General features: G+C 68.8%; 15 protein-coding genes. 9 read left to right on the top strand and 6 right to left on the bottom strand.

What is annotated here, in order from left to right; genetic code table 11:
- Position 1: 1 nt before the first annotated feature.
- Together MMB92_RS22480 and MMB92_RS22475 are read right to left on the bottom strand one after the other, a co-directional pair.
- Positions 2-304, bottom strand: a complete 303-nt coding sequence (locus MMB92_RS22480; protein WP_034200735.1) for a Dabb family protein — start codon at positions 302-304, stop codon at positions 2-4.
- Positions 301-1,182, bottom strand: a complete 882-nt coding sequence (locus tag MMB92_RS22475) for an intradiol ring-cleavage dioxygenase (RefSeq protein ID WP_006490560.1) — start codon at positions 1,180-1,182, stop codon at positions 301-303. Before MMB92_RS22475 ends, MMB92_RS22480 begins: the two co-directional genes overlap by 4 nt.
- A gap of 119 nt (positions 1,183-1,301) precedes the next feature.
- Here MMB92_RS22475 and MMB92_RS22470 point away from each other — a divergent pair, with 119 nt between their 5' ends.
- The 6 genes from MMB92_RS22470 (at position 1,302) to MMB92_RS22445 (ending at position 8,464) form a co-directional block, all read left to right on the top strand.
- Positions 1,302-2,225: a LysR family transcriptional regulator gene (locus tag MMB92_RS22470; protein WP_006490514.1), complete on the top strand. Its 924-nt coding sequence runs from the start codon at positions 1,302-1,304 to the stop codon at positions 2,223-2,225.
- A gap of 161 nt (positions 2,226-2,386) precedes the next feature.
- Positions 2,387-3,295, top strand: coding sequence for a transporter (locus tag MMB92_RS22465; RefSeq protein WP_006497575.1), 909 nt, complete (start codon positions 2,387-2,389; stop codon positions 3,293-3,295).
- A gap of 258 nt (positions 3,296-3,553) precedes the next feature.
- Complete coding sequence (locus MMB92_RS22460) at positions 3,554-5,644, top strand: TonB-dependent receptor (protein WP_196446010.1); 2,091 nt, start codon at positions 3,554-3,556, stop codon at positions 5,642-5,644.
- An 11-nt stretch (positions 5,645-5,655) separates the two neighbouring features.
- Complete coding sequence (locus MMB92_RS22455; RefSeq protein ID WP_043205766.1) at positions 5,656-6,441, top strand: ABC transporter ATP-binding protein; 786 nt, start codon at positions 5,656-5,658, stop codon at positions 6,439-6,441.
- A 5-nt stretch (positions 6,442-6,446) separates the two neighbouring features.
- On the top strand, positions 6,447-7,427 hold the full coding sequence (locus MMB92_RS22450) for an ABC transporter substrate-binding protein (RefSeq protein WP_006497573.1): 981 nt from the start codon (positions 6,447-6,449) through the stop codon (positions 7,425-7,427).
- Positions 7,424-8,464 (top strand): iron ABC transporter permease, encoded by a 1,041-nt coding sequence (locus tag MMB92_RS22445; protein WP_196445978.1) that lies wholly within the window; start codon positions 7,424-7,426, stop codon positions 8,462-8,464. The genes MMB92_RS22450 and MMB92_RS22445 overlap by 4 nt, the downstream gene beginning before the upstream one ends.
- A gap of 46 nt (positions 8,465-8,510) precedes the next feature.
- On the opposite strand, the gene MMB92_RS22440 is transcribed toward MMB92_RS22445, so the two are convergent.
- Both MMB92_RS22440 and MMB92_RS22435 read right to left on the bottom strand, forming a co-directional pair.
- Positions 8,511-9,896 (bottom strand): ATP-binding protein, encoded by a 1,386-nt coding sequence (locus MMB92_RS22440; RefSeq protein ID WP_200062608.1) that lies wholly within the window; start codon positions 9,894-9,896, stop codon positions 8,511-8,513.
- On the bottom strand, positions 9,897-10,622 hold the full coding sequence (locus MMB92_RS22435) for a response regulator (RefSeq protein WP_006490542.1): 726 nt from the start codon (positions 10,620-10,622) through the stop codon (positions 9,897-9,899). It lies immediately after the preceding gene.
- A 242-nt stretch (positions 10,623-10,864) separates the two neighbouring features.
- On the opposite strand from MMB92_RS22435, the gene MMB92_RS22430 reads away from it, so the two are divergent.
- Both MMB92_RS22430 and MMB92_RS22425 read left to right on the top strand, forming a co-directional pair.
- Entirely contained in the window at positions 10,865-11,611 is a 747-nt protein-coding gene (locus MMB92_RS22430) for a MipA/OmpV family protein (RefSeq protein WP_069351984.1), read from the top strand.
- A 273-nt stretch (positions 11,612-11,884) separates the two neighbouring features.
- Complete coding sequence (locus tag MMB92_RS22425) at positions 11,885-12,220, top strand: hypothetical protein (protein WP_012492516.1); 336 nt, start codon at positions 11,885-11,887, stop codon at positions 12,218-12,220.
- Between the two features lie 222 nt (positions 12,221-12,442).
- Here the strand turns inward: MMB92_RS22425 and MMB92_RS22420 are convergent, their stop codons facing one another.
- The gene (locus tag MMB92_RS22420) at positions 12,443-13,840 is read right to left on the bottom strand and encodes a hypothetical protein (protein WP_200062606.1); all 1,398 of its coding nucleotides are present in this window, start codon (positions 13,838-13,840) and stop codon (positions 12,443-12,445) included.
- Between the two features lie 36 nt (positions 13,841-13,876).
- Positions 13,877-14,140 (bottom strand): PAAR domain-containing protein, encoded by a 264-nt coding sequence (locus MMB92_RS22415; RefSeq protein ID WP_006497567.1) that lies wholly within the window; start codon positions 14,138-14,140, stop codon positions 13,877-13,879.
- Between the two features lie 477 nt (positions 14,141-14,617).
- Between MMB92_RS22415 and MMB92_RS22410 the strand changes: the two genes are divergently transcribed.
- The gene (locus tag MMB92_RS22410; RefSeq protein WP_080331228.1) at positions 14,618-17,413 is read left to right on the top strand and encodes a type VI secretion system Vgr family protein; all 2,796 of its coding nucleotides are present in this window, start codon (positions 14,618-14,620) and stop codon (positions 17,411-17,413) included.
- The last annotated feature ends 2 nt before the right edge of the window (positions 17,414-17,415 follow it).

The following is a 17,415-nucleotide window of genomic DNA, read 5'->3' as shown; positions in this document are numbered from 1 at the left end:
GTTACTCCGTTGCGTAGTCGACCTGGTGGCGCGCGATGCGCAGCCCGGTCAGCGCGTTGCGCACGCGGGCGTGTTCGGGATGCGTCGCATAGCCGTCGAGCGCTTCGCGCGACTCGAATTCGGCGACGAGGATCAGGTCGCATGCGTAATCGGCTGCGCTGAAATCCGCGCCGATCTCGAGGTGCGTCATGCCCGGAATCCGGCCGCGCAAGCTTTCGAAGGCCGTCTTCACGGTGGTGCGCGCGACGCTGCGTTCGTGGTCGGTTGCGCCGGCAACCTTCCACATCACGACGTGCCGGATCATGCGGCACGCTCCGCGCGATTCAGCACGAAGTCGTAGTCGAGCGTGTAGAACGGCGTGTCCATGCGCGAGCCGTCGGGCGCGATGCCGGGCGCATGCCGGACCCAGTCGGCGACCAGCGTCGAACGCACGCCGAACACCGCATCGGAGTCGAGATAGCGGTCGCCGTCGCGGAACACGTGCGTGATCAGCGTTTCGTAGCCGCGCGCTTCGATCATGAAATGCAGGTGGGCGGGGCGCCACGGATGGCGGCCGAGCGCATCGAGCATCGCGCCGACGGGGCCGTCGTGCGGAATCGGATACGGCTCGGCGAGGATCGAGCGGAACGCATAGCGGCCGTCGGCGCCGCTGCGCAGCCGGCCGCGCGCGCGATGCGTGACCGACCCGTCGTCGCCAGGCAACTGCACGTCGTAGTGGCCGTCCTCGTCGGCTTGCCACACTTCCAGCGACGCATGCGCGACCGGCGTGCCGTCGATGCCGCGTACCTGGCCTGACACGAAGCACGGCTCGCCGCATGCGCCGTTCGCGATGTCGTCGAACATCCCGAATTCGGGGCTGCCGTCGACGTAGAACGGCCCGAACACGGTCGCCTCCGTGCAGCCGGCCGGCTTTGCATGGTTCTGCGCGGTCACGAGCGTCGACAGCCCGAGCACGTCGGACAGCAGGATGAACTCCTGGCGCTTGTCGTCGGTGATGCGGCCGACGGCCGTCAGGAAGCCGATCGCGGCCTGCCACTCGGCCTCGGTGAGCTTCGTTTCGCGGGCGAACGAATGCAGGTGCTGGACGAGGCTCGTCATCACCGTGCGCAGCCGCTCGTCGCGACAGCCGGAGAGCGACGCGATCACGGCCTGCGTGATGGTGTCTTCGTTGAGATTGCGCATTGGGGTTTGTCTCCTGATGTCGTTCGATGGCGCGTTGACGTAACATTAATTCCTCCCCGAATCGTAAAAAAGTGGGTTTGGAGGAGTTTTGTTCTCCGCCAGGTGGAAGAATCGAACGCATGGACAAGTGGACGCAGATCGAGTTTTTCGTACAGGTGGCGGAGCTCGGCAGCCTGTCGAAGGCCGCCGAGCGGCTCGGCATGTCGAGCGCGGCGGCGAGCCGCTGCCTGAACGCGCTGGAAGAGCGGCTGGGCGCCCGGCTCGTCGAGCGGACCACGCGCCGGCTGTGGCTGACCGACGCCGGGCACGAGTACCACCGGCGTTGTGTCGCGATCCTGAACGAGCTGTCGGAAGCGGACGCGGCCGTCAACGAAGCGAGCGTCATTCCGGCCGGTACGCTGCGCGTGACCGCGTCGGTGTCGTTCGCGTCGATCTACATCGCGCCCGCGCTGCCCGAATTTCACCGGCGCTACCCGAACCTGAACGTGCAGATCGTCGCGGCGAACCGTTACCCGGATTTCATCGAGGCCGGCATCGACGTGGCGATCCGCACGCGCGAACACGAAGCGGATTCGGGCATCACCGTGCGCAAGCTCGCCGAGACACGGCGCGTGCTGGCCGCGTCGCCCGGGTATCTGGCGAAACACGGCGCGCCGGCGACGCCCGACGCGCTGGGCGATCACCGGCTGCTCGTCTACAACCTCGCGAACGATCCGTACGTGCTGCATTTCCGCCATGGTGCGAAGAAGCAGTCGGTCACGATCAAGAGCGTGCTCGATGCGAACGAAGGGCAGGTGATCCGCGCGGCGGCGCTCGCCGGGCTCGGCATCCTGATCCAGCCGCTTTACATCATTCACGACGATATCGTCGCCGGGAAGCTGGTGCCCGTGCTGACCGACTGGCAACTGCCCGCGCTCACCGTCAATATCGCGTACCAGAGCCGCCGACACCAGCCGGCGAAGATCCGCGTCTTCACCGAGTTCCTGATCGAGCGTTTCGAACGACTCGGACTCGCGCGCAAATGGAAGGAAGTCGGCCGCTGAGTACCCGCGGGCGCCGCGCCGTCGCGCATTTCTCCGTGTGACGGAGAACTGTTCTCCCGATCGTCGTCTTTTTCGCCGCTGTCGTGCGTTTTACATTGCGTCTCCCCGGGCCGGCGGTGCCCGGCTCGCGATTACACGATAACAATCGGTCTGGAGACGACATGAAATACGCATTGCGACGGGTGCCGTTGGCACTCCTGATCGCCGGAGCCGTGCACGTTCCGGCGTCGGCTGCCGAGAGCGGGCAGATCAGCTATCCGTTTGGCGTCAACACGGTGCTGAACGGTCTGCTGCCGCCGCCCGGCCACACGCAGTACTTCAACTATTCGCTTTACTACACGGCGAACCGCTTTGCCGGACCGGACGGCGGCGGCGCGGTGCCGGGATTTCACCTGAGCGTGGTCGCCGAGACGCCGCGAGTCGTCCACACCTGGGGCGCGACGCTCGGGCCGTTCTCGCTGTCGAGCAGCGCGATCGTGCCGATCGTGCGCCTGCATCTGTCGACGCCCGGCGGCACCGGCAACCGCATGTCGCTGGGCGATGTGATCCTCGAGCCGTTCATGATCGACTACGCGAGTGCGTCGCAGACGTTCTTCGCCTTCTTCTCGCCGTCGTTCGCGGTGCCGACCGGCGCGTATGCGGTGAACCGGATCGCGAACCCGGGGCTGAACACCTATGCGTTCCTGCCGTATCTCAGCACGACGTGGTTTCCGGGCCGCGACTGGGAGATTTCGACGACCACGCTGCTGGAGCTGAATTCGCCGAACCACGCGACGCGCTATCACTCGGGCGCACTCGCCGTGCTCGACTACCTGATCGGCTATTCGCTCGACCGGCGCGTGCAGGTCGGCGTGCAGGGCACGTTCCTGAAGCAGTTCACGGACGATACGCAGGACGGCGTGAAGGTCGGCGCGGACGGCTTTCGCGGGCAAACGGTCGCGATCGGTCCGCAGTTGCGCGTCATGTGGGGGCCGGCGTCGGGCGTGGTCGTGAAGTACCAGCACGAGTTCGCGGTGCGCAACCGGCCGCAGGGCGACAAGCTGTGGGTGCAGTTCAGTTTCCCGCTGTAGACGCGCGGGGCGTGAACCCAGGCTGTCGAAACCCTGACGGATCAAGTTGATATATTGTATCATCTGACGTTTTCGTCGCCGGCCGGCCGGGTTGCCGGGCCGGCCGCGTGCGACGACACCAACGAAGATCGATACGACGTGACGAGAACCGGACATACCCCGGCGCGCGGGGAGCGGCGCCATGCCGCGCCGCGCCGGAACACGGGCGCCTGGCGCGCACGCGCGGCACGCAGTTGCACGACCTTGCTGGGCTGCGCGATGGCCACCACCGGCGCGCTGGCCGCCGAAGCCGCCGCCTCGGCGCAGGACGACCGGCACGCGCTGCCGGCGATCAACGTCACCGCATCGTCCGCGTCGGCCGACCCGCTGACGCAACCGCTCGAAACGGGCTCGCGGCTCGGGCTCGCGAGCCTCGACACGCCCGCGAGCGTCGAAACCGTCACGGCCGATACGATCGAGGCGCGCGGCGATCGCACGGTGCTCGACGCGGTCACGCGCACGGCCGGCTTTGCGAGTGCGATCGCGCCGGGCACCGGCGGCACCGCGCTGAGCGTGCGCGGCTTCAGCGGACAGGAGTCGGTGATGACGCTGCTCGACGGCGTGCGGCTGATGCCGGCGGCCGGCACGATCACGTTTCCGTTCGACACGTGGTCGGTCGCGCGCATCGAGGTGCTGCGCGGCCCGGCATCGGTGCTGTACGGCGAAGGGGCGATCGGCGGGGTCGTGAACGTGGTGCCGAAGCGGCCGCAGCGCACGCGCGAGACGACGCTGCAGGTCGGCGTCGGTCCGGACGGCGCGAAGCGCTTCGCGTTCGATACGACGGGCGCGCTCGGCCCGCGGCTGTCGTACCGCTTTTACGCGAGCGATGCGCGCGCGAACGGTCTCGCCGAGCGGGCCGATACGCATACGACGGCGATCGGCGGCGCGCTGACATTCGACGTGAGCCCGCGGCTTACGCTGACGCTCGACTACGACTACGGGCGCCAGATGCCGGCGACGTACTATGGCGTGCCCGCGCCGAACGGCGTGCTCGATCCGTCGCTGCGCAAGCTGAACTACACGGTCGGCGACGCGACGATTTCCTACTACGACCAATGGACGCGCCTGTCGGCCAGCTACCGGCCCACGGCCGGCGTGACGATCGACAACCAGCTTTACTATCTGACGTCCAACCGCCACTGGCGCAACGCCGAATCGTACGTGCTCGACCCGGCGACCGCGCGCGTCACGCGCGGCGACTATCTCGACATCGGTCACCACCAGCGGCAGATCGGCGACCGGCTCAGCGCACGCTTCGACGGGATGCTGTTCGGCCGGGCGAACCGTTTCGTCGTCGGCACGGAATTCAGCCAGACCACGTTCAGCGGTACCAACAATTCGCCGTACGGCGGCGAAACGACGGTACCCGTGCACGGCTTCGATCCCGGCGTCTTCACGAGCCCCGACCCGACCGTGCCGCAGTTCAGCACGCGCGCGCGGCAGGCCGCGGTATTCGCGGAGAACCGGCTCGAGGTGCTGCCGCGGCTCGCGTGGGTGAGCGGCCTGCGCTACGACCACATCGCGTTCAGCCGCGAGCAGGCGGCGACCGGCGCGGGCTTGGACAAGCGGTTCGCGAACATCGGCTGGCGCACCGGTTTCGTGTTCGACATCGCGCCGACGTTCAGCGCGTATGCGCAGTACACGACGGGCGCGGAGGGCGTCGGCTCGCTCGTGACGCTGTCCGCGTCGCAGATGAACGACCGGCTTGCGACCGGCGCACAGTGGGAAGCCGGGCTCAAGCAGACGCTGCTCGACGGTCGCGCGTACTGGACGGTCGCGGTGTACGACATCACGAAGCGCAACCTGCTCAGCACCGACCCGTTCAATCCGGCGCTGCGCCAGCAGGTCGGCCGGCAGTCGTCGCGCGGCGTCGAGCTGACCGGCGGCGCGCGGCTGCCGCACGGCTGGACGATCGATGCGAACGTCGCGCTGCTGCGTGCGCGCTACGACGCATTCAACCAGACGGTTGGCGGCGCGACGGTGTCGCGAGCCGGCAACGTGCCGTCCGGCGTGCCGCAGCAGACCGCGAACCTGTGGGTCGGCTGGGCGTTCGCCGAGCGCTGGCAAGCGAACGCGGGCGTGCGTTACGTCGGCGCGACCTACGGCGACGACGCGAATCGCGTGCAGGTGCCGTCGTATACGGTGTTCGATGCGTCGCTGCGCTGGCAGCCGACGTCGCGCACCGAACTCGCGCTGTATCTGCGCAATCTCGCGAACCGCACGTACGCGGTGACGACGTCGAACGGCGGCGAGCAATGGCTGCTCGGCCCGTCGCGCTCGGCGGAGCTCGTCGCGACGATGCGCTTCTGAAGCGGCACGACATGCGCTCCGTGACCCACATGCTCGACATCGAACGCGTGCGCTGGTCGCCCGGCGGCGCGCCCGACGTCCTCGATGCGGTGACGCTGACGGTCGCCGACGGCGAGTTCGTCGGGCTGGTCGGCCCGAACGGCAGCGGCAAGACGAGCCTGCTGCGCTGCGTGTTCCGCTACGCGCGGCCCGACGCCGGCCGCGTCGCGCTCGACACGCAGGACGTGTGGCGCATGCGGCCGCGTGCGGTCGCGCAGCGCATCGCGGTGCTGCAGCAGGAAACGCCGGACGATTTCGGGCTGACGGTCGACGAACTGGTCGGCATGGGCCGCACGCCGCACAAGCGGCCGTTCGATGCGGAGTCGGCCGACGATCGCCGGATCGTCGACGCCGCGCTGCACGATGTCGGTCTCGTCGAGCGTCGCGCGCAACGTTTCGCGTCGCTGTCGGGCGGCGAGAAGCAGCGCGCGCTGCTGGCCCGCGCGCTCGCGCAGCAGCCCGAACTGCTGTTGCTCGACGAACCGACCAACCATCTCGACCTGCGTCATCAGCTCGAACTGCTCGCGCGCGTGCGCCGCCTCGGCATCGCGACGCTCGCGACGATTCATGACCTCAATCTCGCGGCCGCGTACTGCGACCGGCTCCATGTGCTCGCGCATGGCCGCGTCGTCGCGTCCGGCGCGCCGGACGACGTGCTGACCGAAGCGCTGCTGCGCGACGTGTTCGGCGTCGCCGCGCTCGTCGATCGCCACCCCGTCACGGGCCGGCCGCGCATCACGCCGCTTCATCCGGAATGACCGCCATGCTTGCTGCCTTGTCCTCCATCTCCCGCCGGCTGGTTGCCGCTGCCGTGCTCGGCTGCGCGGCCGGTCATGCGGGGGCCTATCCCGTGACCGTGCGCAGTTGCGATCGCGACGTGACGTTCGAGCGTGCGCCGACGCGCGCGGTGAGCAACGACGTGAACCTGACCGAGATGATGCTCGTGCTCGGCCTGAAGGATCGACTCGTCGGCTATACGGGCATCGGCGGCTGGAAGACGGGCACCGCGCGCGTGCGTGACGCGTTGCGGGGCGTGCCCGAACTGGCGAGCCAGTATCCGTCGCTGGAAGTGCTGGCCGCCGCGCGCGCCGACTTCTATCTCGCGGGCTGGAACTACGGAATGCACGTCGGCGGGCCGGTCACGCCCGCGACGCTCGCGCCGTTCGGCATTCGCACGTACGAACTGACCGAATCGTGTTCGCACGTGATGAAGCAGTCGGCCGCGTCGTTCGACGACGTGTTCCGCGACCTGAACAATCTCGGCCGTATCTTCGGCGTCGATGCGCGCGCCGCGCAGGTCGTCGCCGGAATGCGCGCGCGGCTTGCGGCGGTGTCGCGCGCGATCGGGCGCCCGGCGCCGCTGCGCGTGTTCGTGTACGACAGCGGCACCGACAAGCCGATGACGGCAGGCGGGCTCGCGATGCCGACCGCGCTGCTCACGGCGGCGGGCGCGCGCAACGTGATGGACGACCTGCCGCGCAGCTGGACGCAGGTGAGTTGGGAAAGCGTGGTCGCGCGCGATCCGCAGGTGATCGTGATCGTCGACTATTCGGCGGTCACGGCCGCGCAGAAGCAGCAGTTCCTGTCGAGCCAGCCGGCGCTCGCGCGCGTGGCCGCGATTCGCGACCGGCGCTTCGTTGTGATTCCGTACGATGCGGCGACGCCGGGCCCCGAGAACGTCGCGGCCGTCGAGACGCTCGCCCGCGCGCTGTATCCGGCCGCATTCGCCGGCGCGGCACGATGAGCGTGCGCGGGCAGGTGGCGCGGCCCCGCATGCGCGTGGTGCTGCCGATGCTGGCCGTGCTGTTGGTCGTGTCGATCGTCGTGTCGGCCGCGTTCGGTCCGGCGCCGATTGCGATGCCGGATGCCGTACGAATCGTCGCCGCGCACGCCGCGTCGGCGTTCGGTGGTGCCGACGCGTTCGCGGCGGTATCGGGCGACGACAGCATCGTATGGCTGATCCGGATGCCGCGTGCGCTGCTGGCGGCGCTCGTCGGCGCGACGCTGGCGACGGTCGGCGTCGCGTTGCAGGCGGCGACCGCGAACCGCCTGGCCGATCCGCACCTGCTCGGCGTGAGCGCGGGCGCGATGCTCGGCGCGATCGCGGTCACGGTGGTGGCCGGCGCGGCGTTCGGCCCGTTCACGCTGTCGGTCGCCGCGTTCGCGGGTGCGCTCGCGGCGACCGGCTGCGTGGTCGCGCTCGCTTACCGCGGCGGCCGGCTCGAATCGGACCGGCTGCTGCTCGCGGGCGTGTCGGTGTCGTTCATGATGGCCGCGTTCGGCAATCTGCTGCTGTATCTCGGCGACCAGCGCGCCGCGTCGTCGGTGCTGTTCTGGATGCTCGGCGGCGTCGGGCTCGCGCGCTGGGATCTGCTGCCGGTGCCGGCCGTGTGCGCGGTGCTCGCCGGCGGCGCGCTCTATGCGCGTCGACGCGAACTGAATGCGCTGATGTCGGGCGATGTCGCCGCCGCGTCGCTCGGCGTGCCGAGCGCGCGGATGCGGCGCGAGGTGTTCGTCGTCGCGTCGTTCGCGACGGGCGCGATGGTCGCGGTGAGCGGCGCGATCGGCTTCGTCGGGCTCGTGACGCCGCATCTGTGCCGTCGCGTCGTCGGGGCCGAGCACGGCCGGCTGCTGTCGGTCGCCGCGCTGGCCGGCGCGATCCTGCTCGTGTGGGCCGATGTCGCCGCGCGCACGCTCGCGGCGCCGGAGGATCTGCCGATCGGCATCGTGACCGCACTGTTCGGCAGCCTGTTCTTCGTCGCGCTGTTGCGCCGGCGCTGAGCGAAGGGGCGGGCAGGCAGCGGCGGGTGGACACCCGCCGCCTGTTTCATCGCAGCGGGACGACCGTGCCCGTGCCGCTGCGGCGGCGCGCATCGACATGCGTGCTTTCCACGTGCTGCGCGACGTCGAAGAGACTGTCCGGCAGCGCACGCGCGGGGAGCGTGATCACGAAGCGCGCGCCGCCGAGCGGCGAATCCTCGAGCCGCACGTCGCCGCCGTGTACCTGCGCGACGCGCCGTACGATCGCGAGCCCGAGCCCGAAGCCGCCGGTCTGCCGGTCGCGGCTCGAGTCCAGCCGCTGGAACGGCTCGAACACGCGGGCGCGTTCGGCGGCCGGAATGCCGGGGCCGTCGTCGTCGACGCTCAGCACGAGGGCGCCGGACCGGTCGCGGGTGGCGGCCAGCAATACCTTGCGCGACGCATAGCGGGCGCCGTTGCGGATCAGGTTCAGCAGGGCGCGGGCGACGAGCTTCGGGTCGCAGACGTGGGTCGCGGGTGCGTCGAGCGTCGACACGTCGAGCGCGATGCCGCGATCGGCGATGTCGTCCGCGACGTTGCCGGCGACGCTGTCGATCAGCGCGTCGACGACGACTTCCATCGGCGCGAGTTCGCTCGCCCCCTGTTCGAGCCGGCCGATCGTCAGCAACTCGGTGACGAGCTCGTCGAGTTCGCGCACGTCGCGCCGCAGCGCGTCGCGACGCTCGCGCATCCGGCCCGTTTCGTCGGGATCGGCGAGCAGCGCGAGGCCGAATTCGAGCCGGGCGAGCGGCGTTTTCAGTTCATGCGAGATGCCGTGCATCATTTCACGCTGCTGCTTGATCGATGCCTCGATGCGCGCGGCCATGTCGTTGAACTGCTGCGACAGCTCGTAGATGTTCGATTTTCCCGACAGCTTCACGCGCGTCGACAGCGTACCGGCGCCGAATGCGCGCGCGGCGTCCTGCAGCCGGCGAATGTCGCGCCAGTGATAGTGAATCCACAGCACCACCGCGAACAGCGTCGCGAGCGCGAGCAGCATGTACGCATAGATGCGGATGTCGAGGTCCGGCGCCTCGATCGGGCGCGCATGCAGCACCGAGCCGTCCGCGAGCGGCATGTAGTAATCCTTGCCGTTGTAGCTGATCGCGATTTTGCCGGCATCGAGATCGCGCAGCGGCGCGCCGCTCAGCTGCGCACGCGCGCCGGCCATCGACATGAAGCCGAATCCTTCGCGGCCGTGCAGCGCCAATTCGCGCAAGGCGAGCTCGCGCTGCGCGCCCGGATGGCGTTCGAGGTAATCGTTCAGCACGAACGAGTAGGTCGTCAGCGAGTCGCGCTGCGCCTGCGCGCCGCGCTCGTAGAAGATCCGGTCGAACGACAACTGGATGAAGATGATCGACGCGCCGACGAACAGGATCACGACGAGGTACAACCGGAGCAACGGGCGCAGCATTTATTCGTCCCACGCAGAAGGGCTGAACAGGTAGCCGCGACCCCAGATCGTCTTGATCTTGTGCGGCTCCGACGACGCATCCTCGAAGCGGCGGCGCAGCTTCGAGATGCCGGAATCGACCGAGCGGTCGAGCCCGTCGAATTCGATCCCGCGCAACTGCTTCAGGATGTCGTCGCGGCTCAGCACGGTGCCGGCCGCGCGCGCGAGGATCAGCAGCAGGTTGAATTCGGCGGTCTTCAACTCGACCGGCTCGCCGCGCCACGTGACGGTGCGGTTCGGCGGCGAGATCGTGAGTTCACCGAATACCAGCGCGTCGGGCGCGACTGCGGGCGTGTCCGCCGCGGCCGGCTGCGCGCGACGCAACAGCGCGCGGGCACGGGCGACCAGCACGCGCGGCTCGATCGGCTTCGTCACGTAGTCGTCGGCGCCCGTCTCGAGCCCGGCGACCTGGTCGTACACGTCTGCACGCGCGGTCAGGATCAGCACGGGGACGTTGGTGAACGCGCGGATGCGGCGGCAGACTTCCATGCCGTCGAGATTCGGCAGCATCAGGTCGAGTATCACGAGGGCCGGCTGATGCTCGCGCACCGCCGCGACGGCGAGGTCGCCGCGCCGCACGACCGTCACCGCGAATTCATAGCCGTCGAGGTATTCGCGGACGAGCTGCGCGAGGCGATCGTCGTCCTCGATCAGCAGCACACGGTATTTGAGCGGAACTTCGTTCATGGTCTCCTCAGGATGCACGCGCCAGCTCACACGCAGGCCGATGCGCGGCGCGGCACGCGAATTCTATCCGGCGGACCGGCGGCCGGGGCAGCGGGGCGACAATCTCGAACAATCGAACACAATTGAGCACAGATTCGCCGCACATTCAGGACAGTCTCGGCGCGGGGCGGCACCTAGACTGCGGGCTTCGTCACTCTTATCTCAATATTGTGCGCCCATTACTTCGCCGCTACCGCTATTGCATGCCGCTCGCCGGCCTGACCCTCGCCGCCGCCGCTCACGCGGAAAACCAGTATTCGTTGTCGCTCGGCGGCGGGTTCGCACCGCGCTACCCGGGCAGCAACCAGTATCGCGGCGTCGTTGCGCCGTCGTTTTCCGCCACGTTCGGCAACGGCTTCTTCATCGACAGCACGGAGGGCGCCGGTTATCGGCTGAACCTGCCGCACGGGGCGTTCGTGTCGGCGGCGGTGAGCTACGACGCGGGCCGCGCGGACGAGAACCGCTTCGACCTGCCGGGCTCCGACTACCTGAAGGGGATGGGCCGGATTCCGGGCTCGGTGCTCGTCGGCGTGCGTGCCGGGGTGACGCTTTTCGATGCGGCGGAGCTGAGCGTCACGATCGATACGCCCGTCACGCACACGTCGCGCGGTGTGTCGGGGCACGTGGATCTCGCGGTGCCGGTGCTCAAGACGTCGCAGCACGAGATCGTCGTGACGGGCACCGTGCACGCGGGCTCGGGACGCTACATGCAGACTTTCTACGGCGTGACCGACGCACAGTCGATGACGAGCCGGTTCCGGCCGTATTCGGTGAGCGGCGGAATCGACAGCGCCGCGATGGCGGTCGCGTGGACCTGGTCGCTGTCGCGGCACTGGTCGGTGCTCGCGACCGGCGGCGTGACGCGGCTGCTCGGTCGCGCGGGCGACAGCCCGATCGTCCAGTCGCGCAATAACTATTACGGCATCGCGGGCGTGACGTACAAGTTCTGAGCGGATGGCCCGGTGTGCGCAGCGCGCACACGAACCCTCGGCGTCGCGCCGTCGCCGCGAACCGCGTGCGGTAACATGCGGGCGGGTTCGGCGTCAGGCCGGGCCTGCGACGCAGGTGCGCCGAGCCGGCTCGGCCGGGTCGCGAAAGGCCGCCATTCGCCGGCCGGCTTCGTCAGGAAACGGCCGGCGGCGTGCGGAACCGATCACGCATGCGACGCCCGGTCGTGCACGAATGCCGCACAGGGACCGCCGGGCCGCGACAGGGAGAAACCGATGAAGAACACGATCGCGATGCTCGTTGCACTCGTTGCGAGCGCAACCTTTGCAGGATGTGCGGACATGGACACGAAACACCCCAACGCCACCGCCGGCGGCGCGGCCAGGGCCCCTTTGCAGCCGGGCGCCGCGCAGGTATGCAAGGCGGATGCCGCGCCCGACGATGCGCTGGTCGGCAAGACCGAAGCCGATGCGACCGCGCTGCTCGACGGCTGCCTGTGGCGCGTGCTCGAGCGCGACGGCAAGTCGTTGCCGGGTACGATGGATTACCGGGAGGAGCGTCGCAATCTCGGCATTCGCGACGGGAAAGTGATCTGGGTGCGGCGAGGGTGACGGATTCAGCCGCCGACGAAAATCGGTTGCGGCCGATGTCGCTTTTGCGAGTGCGGCTATCGCCGGCATGCACGTCGCGCGCGGCCGATCGGTCGGCCGCACGCGTCGCGATTCATCGCCGCGGGTAGCGGCATAGGTGTCCGCGGCGGTCAGGCGCCTCGATACCGTCGTCGACCGGGGCTCGCACGACGCGTGACGCGCCGCGCTGACCGGCGCGTCATGTCACGCCGCGACCGTTCCGGATTGCGGCACCGATGCCGTGGTGTCGACCGTCATCGCCGGCGTGACGAGCATCACGCCACGTGCGAGCGGGTCGCTGACCGATGCCGCCAATACCGCTTGCCCTTCCTCTGTCGCGTGATCGGCGGCGACGGCCAGTGCAGCGAGCGCGAGCGCCGCGCCGCCCGCCCCGTTGGCGAGCCCGAGGTGGCGGCTGCGCTCGGCGGCATCATCGCCCCAGATCTGCTCGCTGACCGTCACGACTTCGGTGCGGCGACTGCTGCGTTGATCGGCGTCGGTGACGAATCCGGGTGCCGACAGATCGGGACGTAACGTCGACAAGCGCGTACGCGTCGCCGCCAGCAACTGTTCGAGTGTCGTCGCTTCGGCCTTGCCGTGATCGGCGGAAACCGCGCGGCGCGCGGCCGCGAGCCGGTGGATCGACGGGACGGACATCGCATGCGGTGTGTCGGGATGGCCGAGCAGCAATGCACATGCGCCTTCACCGGGCATCATGCCGTTCGGCCGATCGCGACCGTAGAGCCGGCCTGCGCGATCCAGCGCGTCGACTGCGTCCTGACTGGCGGTGGAATCGAACGCGAGGACGACGTGCAGTTCGCCGGACGGTTGCAGGTGCAACGCCTGGATCAGTTCGTCGACGACCGCCCATGCTTGTACGGGATCGGCGACCGTGCGCAATTGCGCACGGACGATGCCCGGTGCGACGGCTTCCCGCGCCGCGTGCGCATCGAGCCATGCGGCGAGCGTGGCGGCGACCGGTCGCCAGCGCTCCGGCATCAGCAGATGGAGCCTGAGCGGCGGCGCGTCGGCGGCCGCGCCGGACAACACGGCATGACGCTCGCGCAATTCGTCGAGTGCATCGGCGGCCAGCAGCAGCCCGCGCCAATGCTCGTCCTGCAGCGTTTCCCGCGCGTCGGTTGCAAGCAGGCTGGTATCGAGCCGGTCGAGCGACACCGAGTCGACCGTGCTCGCGAATACGCCGGTTCCGTCCGGGCGTTGCAGTTCGGGATGAAGCGCGACGGAACGCTCTTCCCGGGCCGCCGCATCGATGTCTGCCGTCGTCGCCCCCGTCGGCAGCCTCACGCTGCTGTCGAGCAGCAGGGCCGACCACGTGTGCGACGTCGGATCTTGCGTGGCAGCGGCGTCCGTCGATGCGGACGAACTCGGCGGTGCGACGGCCGCGAGCGCCGGATGCGGGCCGAGCGCCCGGCGCAGCCATGCCGCGCAGACGGCGAGGGCCGCCGGCAGCACGAGCCCGCACAGCAGCAACTCCCTGGCGGTGGGGGCATGCCGGGTCGTTTTCCACCAGACGAACACGGCGATCCACACCGCGACGAACAGCGCGGCGACGAATGCCGTCTTGCGCAATCGCGTGATCATTTCCGTCGATTCCCCCACGACTTGCGGCGTCGTGTATCAGTTGCCGTCGCTGCCCGCCGTCCGGCTCGCGACCAGTACGGCGCCGCAGGCCGTCTTGTAGCCGTCGCGCGCGACGCCTTCGCCCTGCACGATCATTGTGTCGTCGCCGTCGACGATGTAATTCGGGCCATGGATCGGACACGTCACCGTGTCGTTGCGGCGCGCGATGCCGCGGCCGTCGACCGACGACAGCGTGGACGCGCTTGTCACGGTGCCGCCATGGCTGTGCTTGTCCCCGAGGACGATGAAGGGTTGGGTCATCCGGATAGGCCTCCTGGCTGGAATCATCGACGATGCAGCGCGGCTTCGCCGGCCGGTGCGGGAGGGCGCGCGCGTCATCGGCAACGTTTTTCGAATCGATTTCGGCTGAATCGGGTATTTATTACCTTTCGGCAATAATTGCCTGTTTCAATTGAGCCGTAATGTAGCTTTCGAGCCGAAGGCCGTCATTATCGTGCGTGATGGCCGCACGTCAAGGCCGGCATTTTTAAATCCGGGTCTGTTTGCTTATGGCGAAGCCCCGCGACGTAATCTAAAATAGTAAGCTTCAATAGGGGTCGCATCATCTGATCCGATTGGCGTGCGTACAGCCAGACAGCGGGCGGTGTTGCGGGGGAGCCCGCGCATTTCCCGCCGGATCGGCATGTCGATCGCGCGATGCCGGCAATCGTGCATCATCCCGTGTTCGTCGCAGCAATATCTATTTAAAAACGTCAAATCCTGAGAGAGCGGGATCGCATGAGCGTCATCACGGAATTTGCGTCTCTTTTTGGCGCATTCAATCGCCTGTATTCGCTGGACGGATCGGGCGCGCTTGCGGCATTTCAAATCGAGCGCTGGACCGGCCGCGAATCGCTCTCCGATCTCTTTGAATGGAGCGTCGATGCGCTGTCGACGGATCCTGCACTGGATCTCGACGCGATGCTCGGGCAGCGTGTCGCGATTCGCACCACGCTCGCGAACGGCACGACGACGCTGCGCAGCGGCCTCGTCGCCGAGGCCGAGTGCAGGGGCTACGACGCAGGCCTCGCTCGCTACCATCTCCGGATGGTGCCGTGGCTCGCCGCACTCGCGCATGCGCGCGACGAGCGAACCTTTGTGAACCAGACGCTTGCCGACGTGCTCGACACGGTGTTCGCGCCGTACGCCGGGATCGCGCGGTGGCGCCTCACGCCGGATGCTGGCCGGCGGCTCGATGCGCTGGGCCCTACTGCGTATCGCGTGCAGTACCGAACCCATACGCACTACGAATTCGTGCAGCATCTGCTGGCCGAGGCTGGCCTCGGGTTCTGCTTCGTCGAAGACGAGGACGCGCCTGCCGGGCATACGATGCTGGTCTTCGACGACAGCGCGCAACTGGCCGAGGACGATACGTCCGCGCGACGCGGCGGGGTGCCGCGCCGCTCGAGCGGGACGGCGACCGGCGCCGACGACGTGATCCTCGGGATCGGGCAGTCGCTGTCGCTGACGGCCGATCGCATCACACTCATCAGCAGCGATTATCGCGTGAACCGGGCGACTACCGCGAGTACGACGCTCGGCCGGCCGGCGGGCGCGCGCGAACTCTACGACGACGTCGGGCCGGAGGCGTTCGACAGCTTGCGCGAAGCGGAAGATACGGTACGGCGCCAGGCCGATGCGATCGTGTCGCGCGCCAGTTTCTGGACCGGCTACGGCACGCTGCGCACGGCGCGCGCAGGACGCGCGCTGAAACTCGTCGATGCCGGCTGGCAGCCCGTGCGCGGCGCCGCGGCGCCCGAGGATTTTCTGCTGACGCGCGTCGAGCACGTCGGGATCAACAATCTGCCGGCGACCGTCATGGAGGCCATCGAACGGCAACTCGGGCCGTTGCCGGCGGCGGCGCTCGATCCGCGCGTGGTCCGGCAAGCGAAGATCGGCGGTTATGCAAACCGGTTCGATGCGGTGCCGCGAACGCAGGTCTGGCGGCCCACGCTGGCCGACGGAACCGGGCAGCGACTCAATCCGGTTCCGACGGCGCTGGGTGCGCAGACGGCGATCGTCGTCGGGCCGGCAGGCGACGCGCGGCCCGGTTCGACGGGGCCCGTGCACGCCGATGCGCAGGGGCGGTTGCGCGTTCGTTTCCACTGGCAGGCGCAAGACGATGCGGGTACGTATCCGACGCGCGCCATACAACGGCTCGCGAGCGACGGGCACGGCCTTCAGCAGCTGCCGCGCATCGGTCATGAAGTCCTCGTGCAGTTTCACCATGGGCTGATCCACCGGCCGATCGTGCTCGGCGGCCTGTTCAATGGCCGCGGCGAAGGCGGCGAGTCGCCGTCGCCGGGCGGGGCGGCCGGCAAGCCGCTCGACGCGTCGATCTACACGCAGGCGGGCGATCATGCGCCGAGTGCGCAGGGCAATCTGGCAAGCGGGCTGAGCCCCGCGTGGCATGGCGCCGGCGGCGGCACCGATCGTCACAATCACGCCGGCGCGCTGTCGGGCTTCAAGAGCCAGGGTTTCGACGGGCATGGCCACAACCAGCTCGTCGCCGATGATTCGGACGGCATGGGACGCCTGCAGATGGCGACTACGCACGCGGCCACGCAACTGAACCTCGGTCATCTGCGCCATCAGGCGGACAACTATCTCGGCAGTTTTCGTGGCCAGGGCGTCGAATTGCGCTCGGATGCGTACGGTGCAATGCGTGCGACGCGCGGCCTGCTGGTGTCGAGCTACGCGCCTGCCGGCGCCGCCCAGCCGGCGGGCGATGCGTCCGCGCTGCAGGCGCTGCTCGCGCGGCACACCGCATTGGTTCGGCGATTCGACCAGACGGCCGATACGCATGGGACGCTGCCGTTCGCCGCACAGCGCGGCGTGGAGCAGGCGGGCCAGTCGTCGTTGAACGGCAGCGCCGCGCCGCTGGATGCGCTTGCGCAGAGCTTCGCGACGACGGTCGGCGCGAACGGCTACACGCAGGCGTCGGCCGACGCCGCCCAGCGGTCGACCGGCAACGCACTGCCGCACACGGGCGACGCCGTGCTCGGCATCGAGGCACGGGGCGGGCACGGGCTGGTTGCCGGCCAGGCCCTGCAATGGGCGGCCGGCGAAACGCTGTCGCTCGGCAGCGGTGGCGACTTCAATCTCGCCGCTGCGCAGCAGCTGCGCATTCACAGCGGGCAAGGCATCGGCTGGCTGGCCGGCGCGAGCCATGCGGAGCGTGTCGGCATCGGCATGATCGCCGGCAAGGACGGACTGACGCTGCAGGCGCAGCGCGATGTGCTGGGCCTGCACGCGCGCGACGATCTGACGCTCGCGTCCGCGAGCGCGGACGTCGAGATCGCCGCGAAGAAGACCGTGCATCTCGCGGTGAGCGGAGGGGCGCACGTGACGATCGAAGGTGGCGACGTCACGTTCGGTTGCCCGGGAAAATTCGTCGTGTATGCCGCGCAGCATGCATTCGTGGGGCCCGCTCAACTGAATACGCCGTTGCCGCAGTTTCCCGAAAAGGTCTGTGTCGAATGCCTGCTGCACGCGATGCAGTCGGGCAGCGCACTCGCGGGCAAGGCGATCTGAGC

This window comes from Burkholderia sp. IO2, assembly GCF_029522185.1.
Taxonomy (GTDB): Bacteria; Pseudomonadota; Gammaproteobacteria; order Burkholderiales; family Burkholderiaceae; genus Burkholderia; species Burkholderia cenocepacia.
The sequence above is the reverse complement of the archived record's forward strand: the minus strand, read 5'-3'. Positions and strand labels throughout refer to the sequence as shown.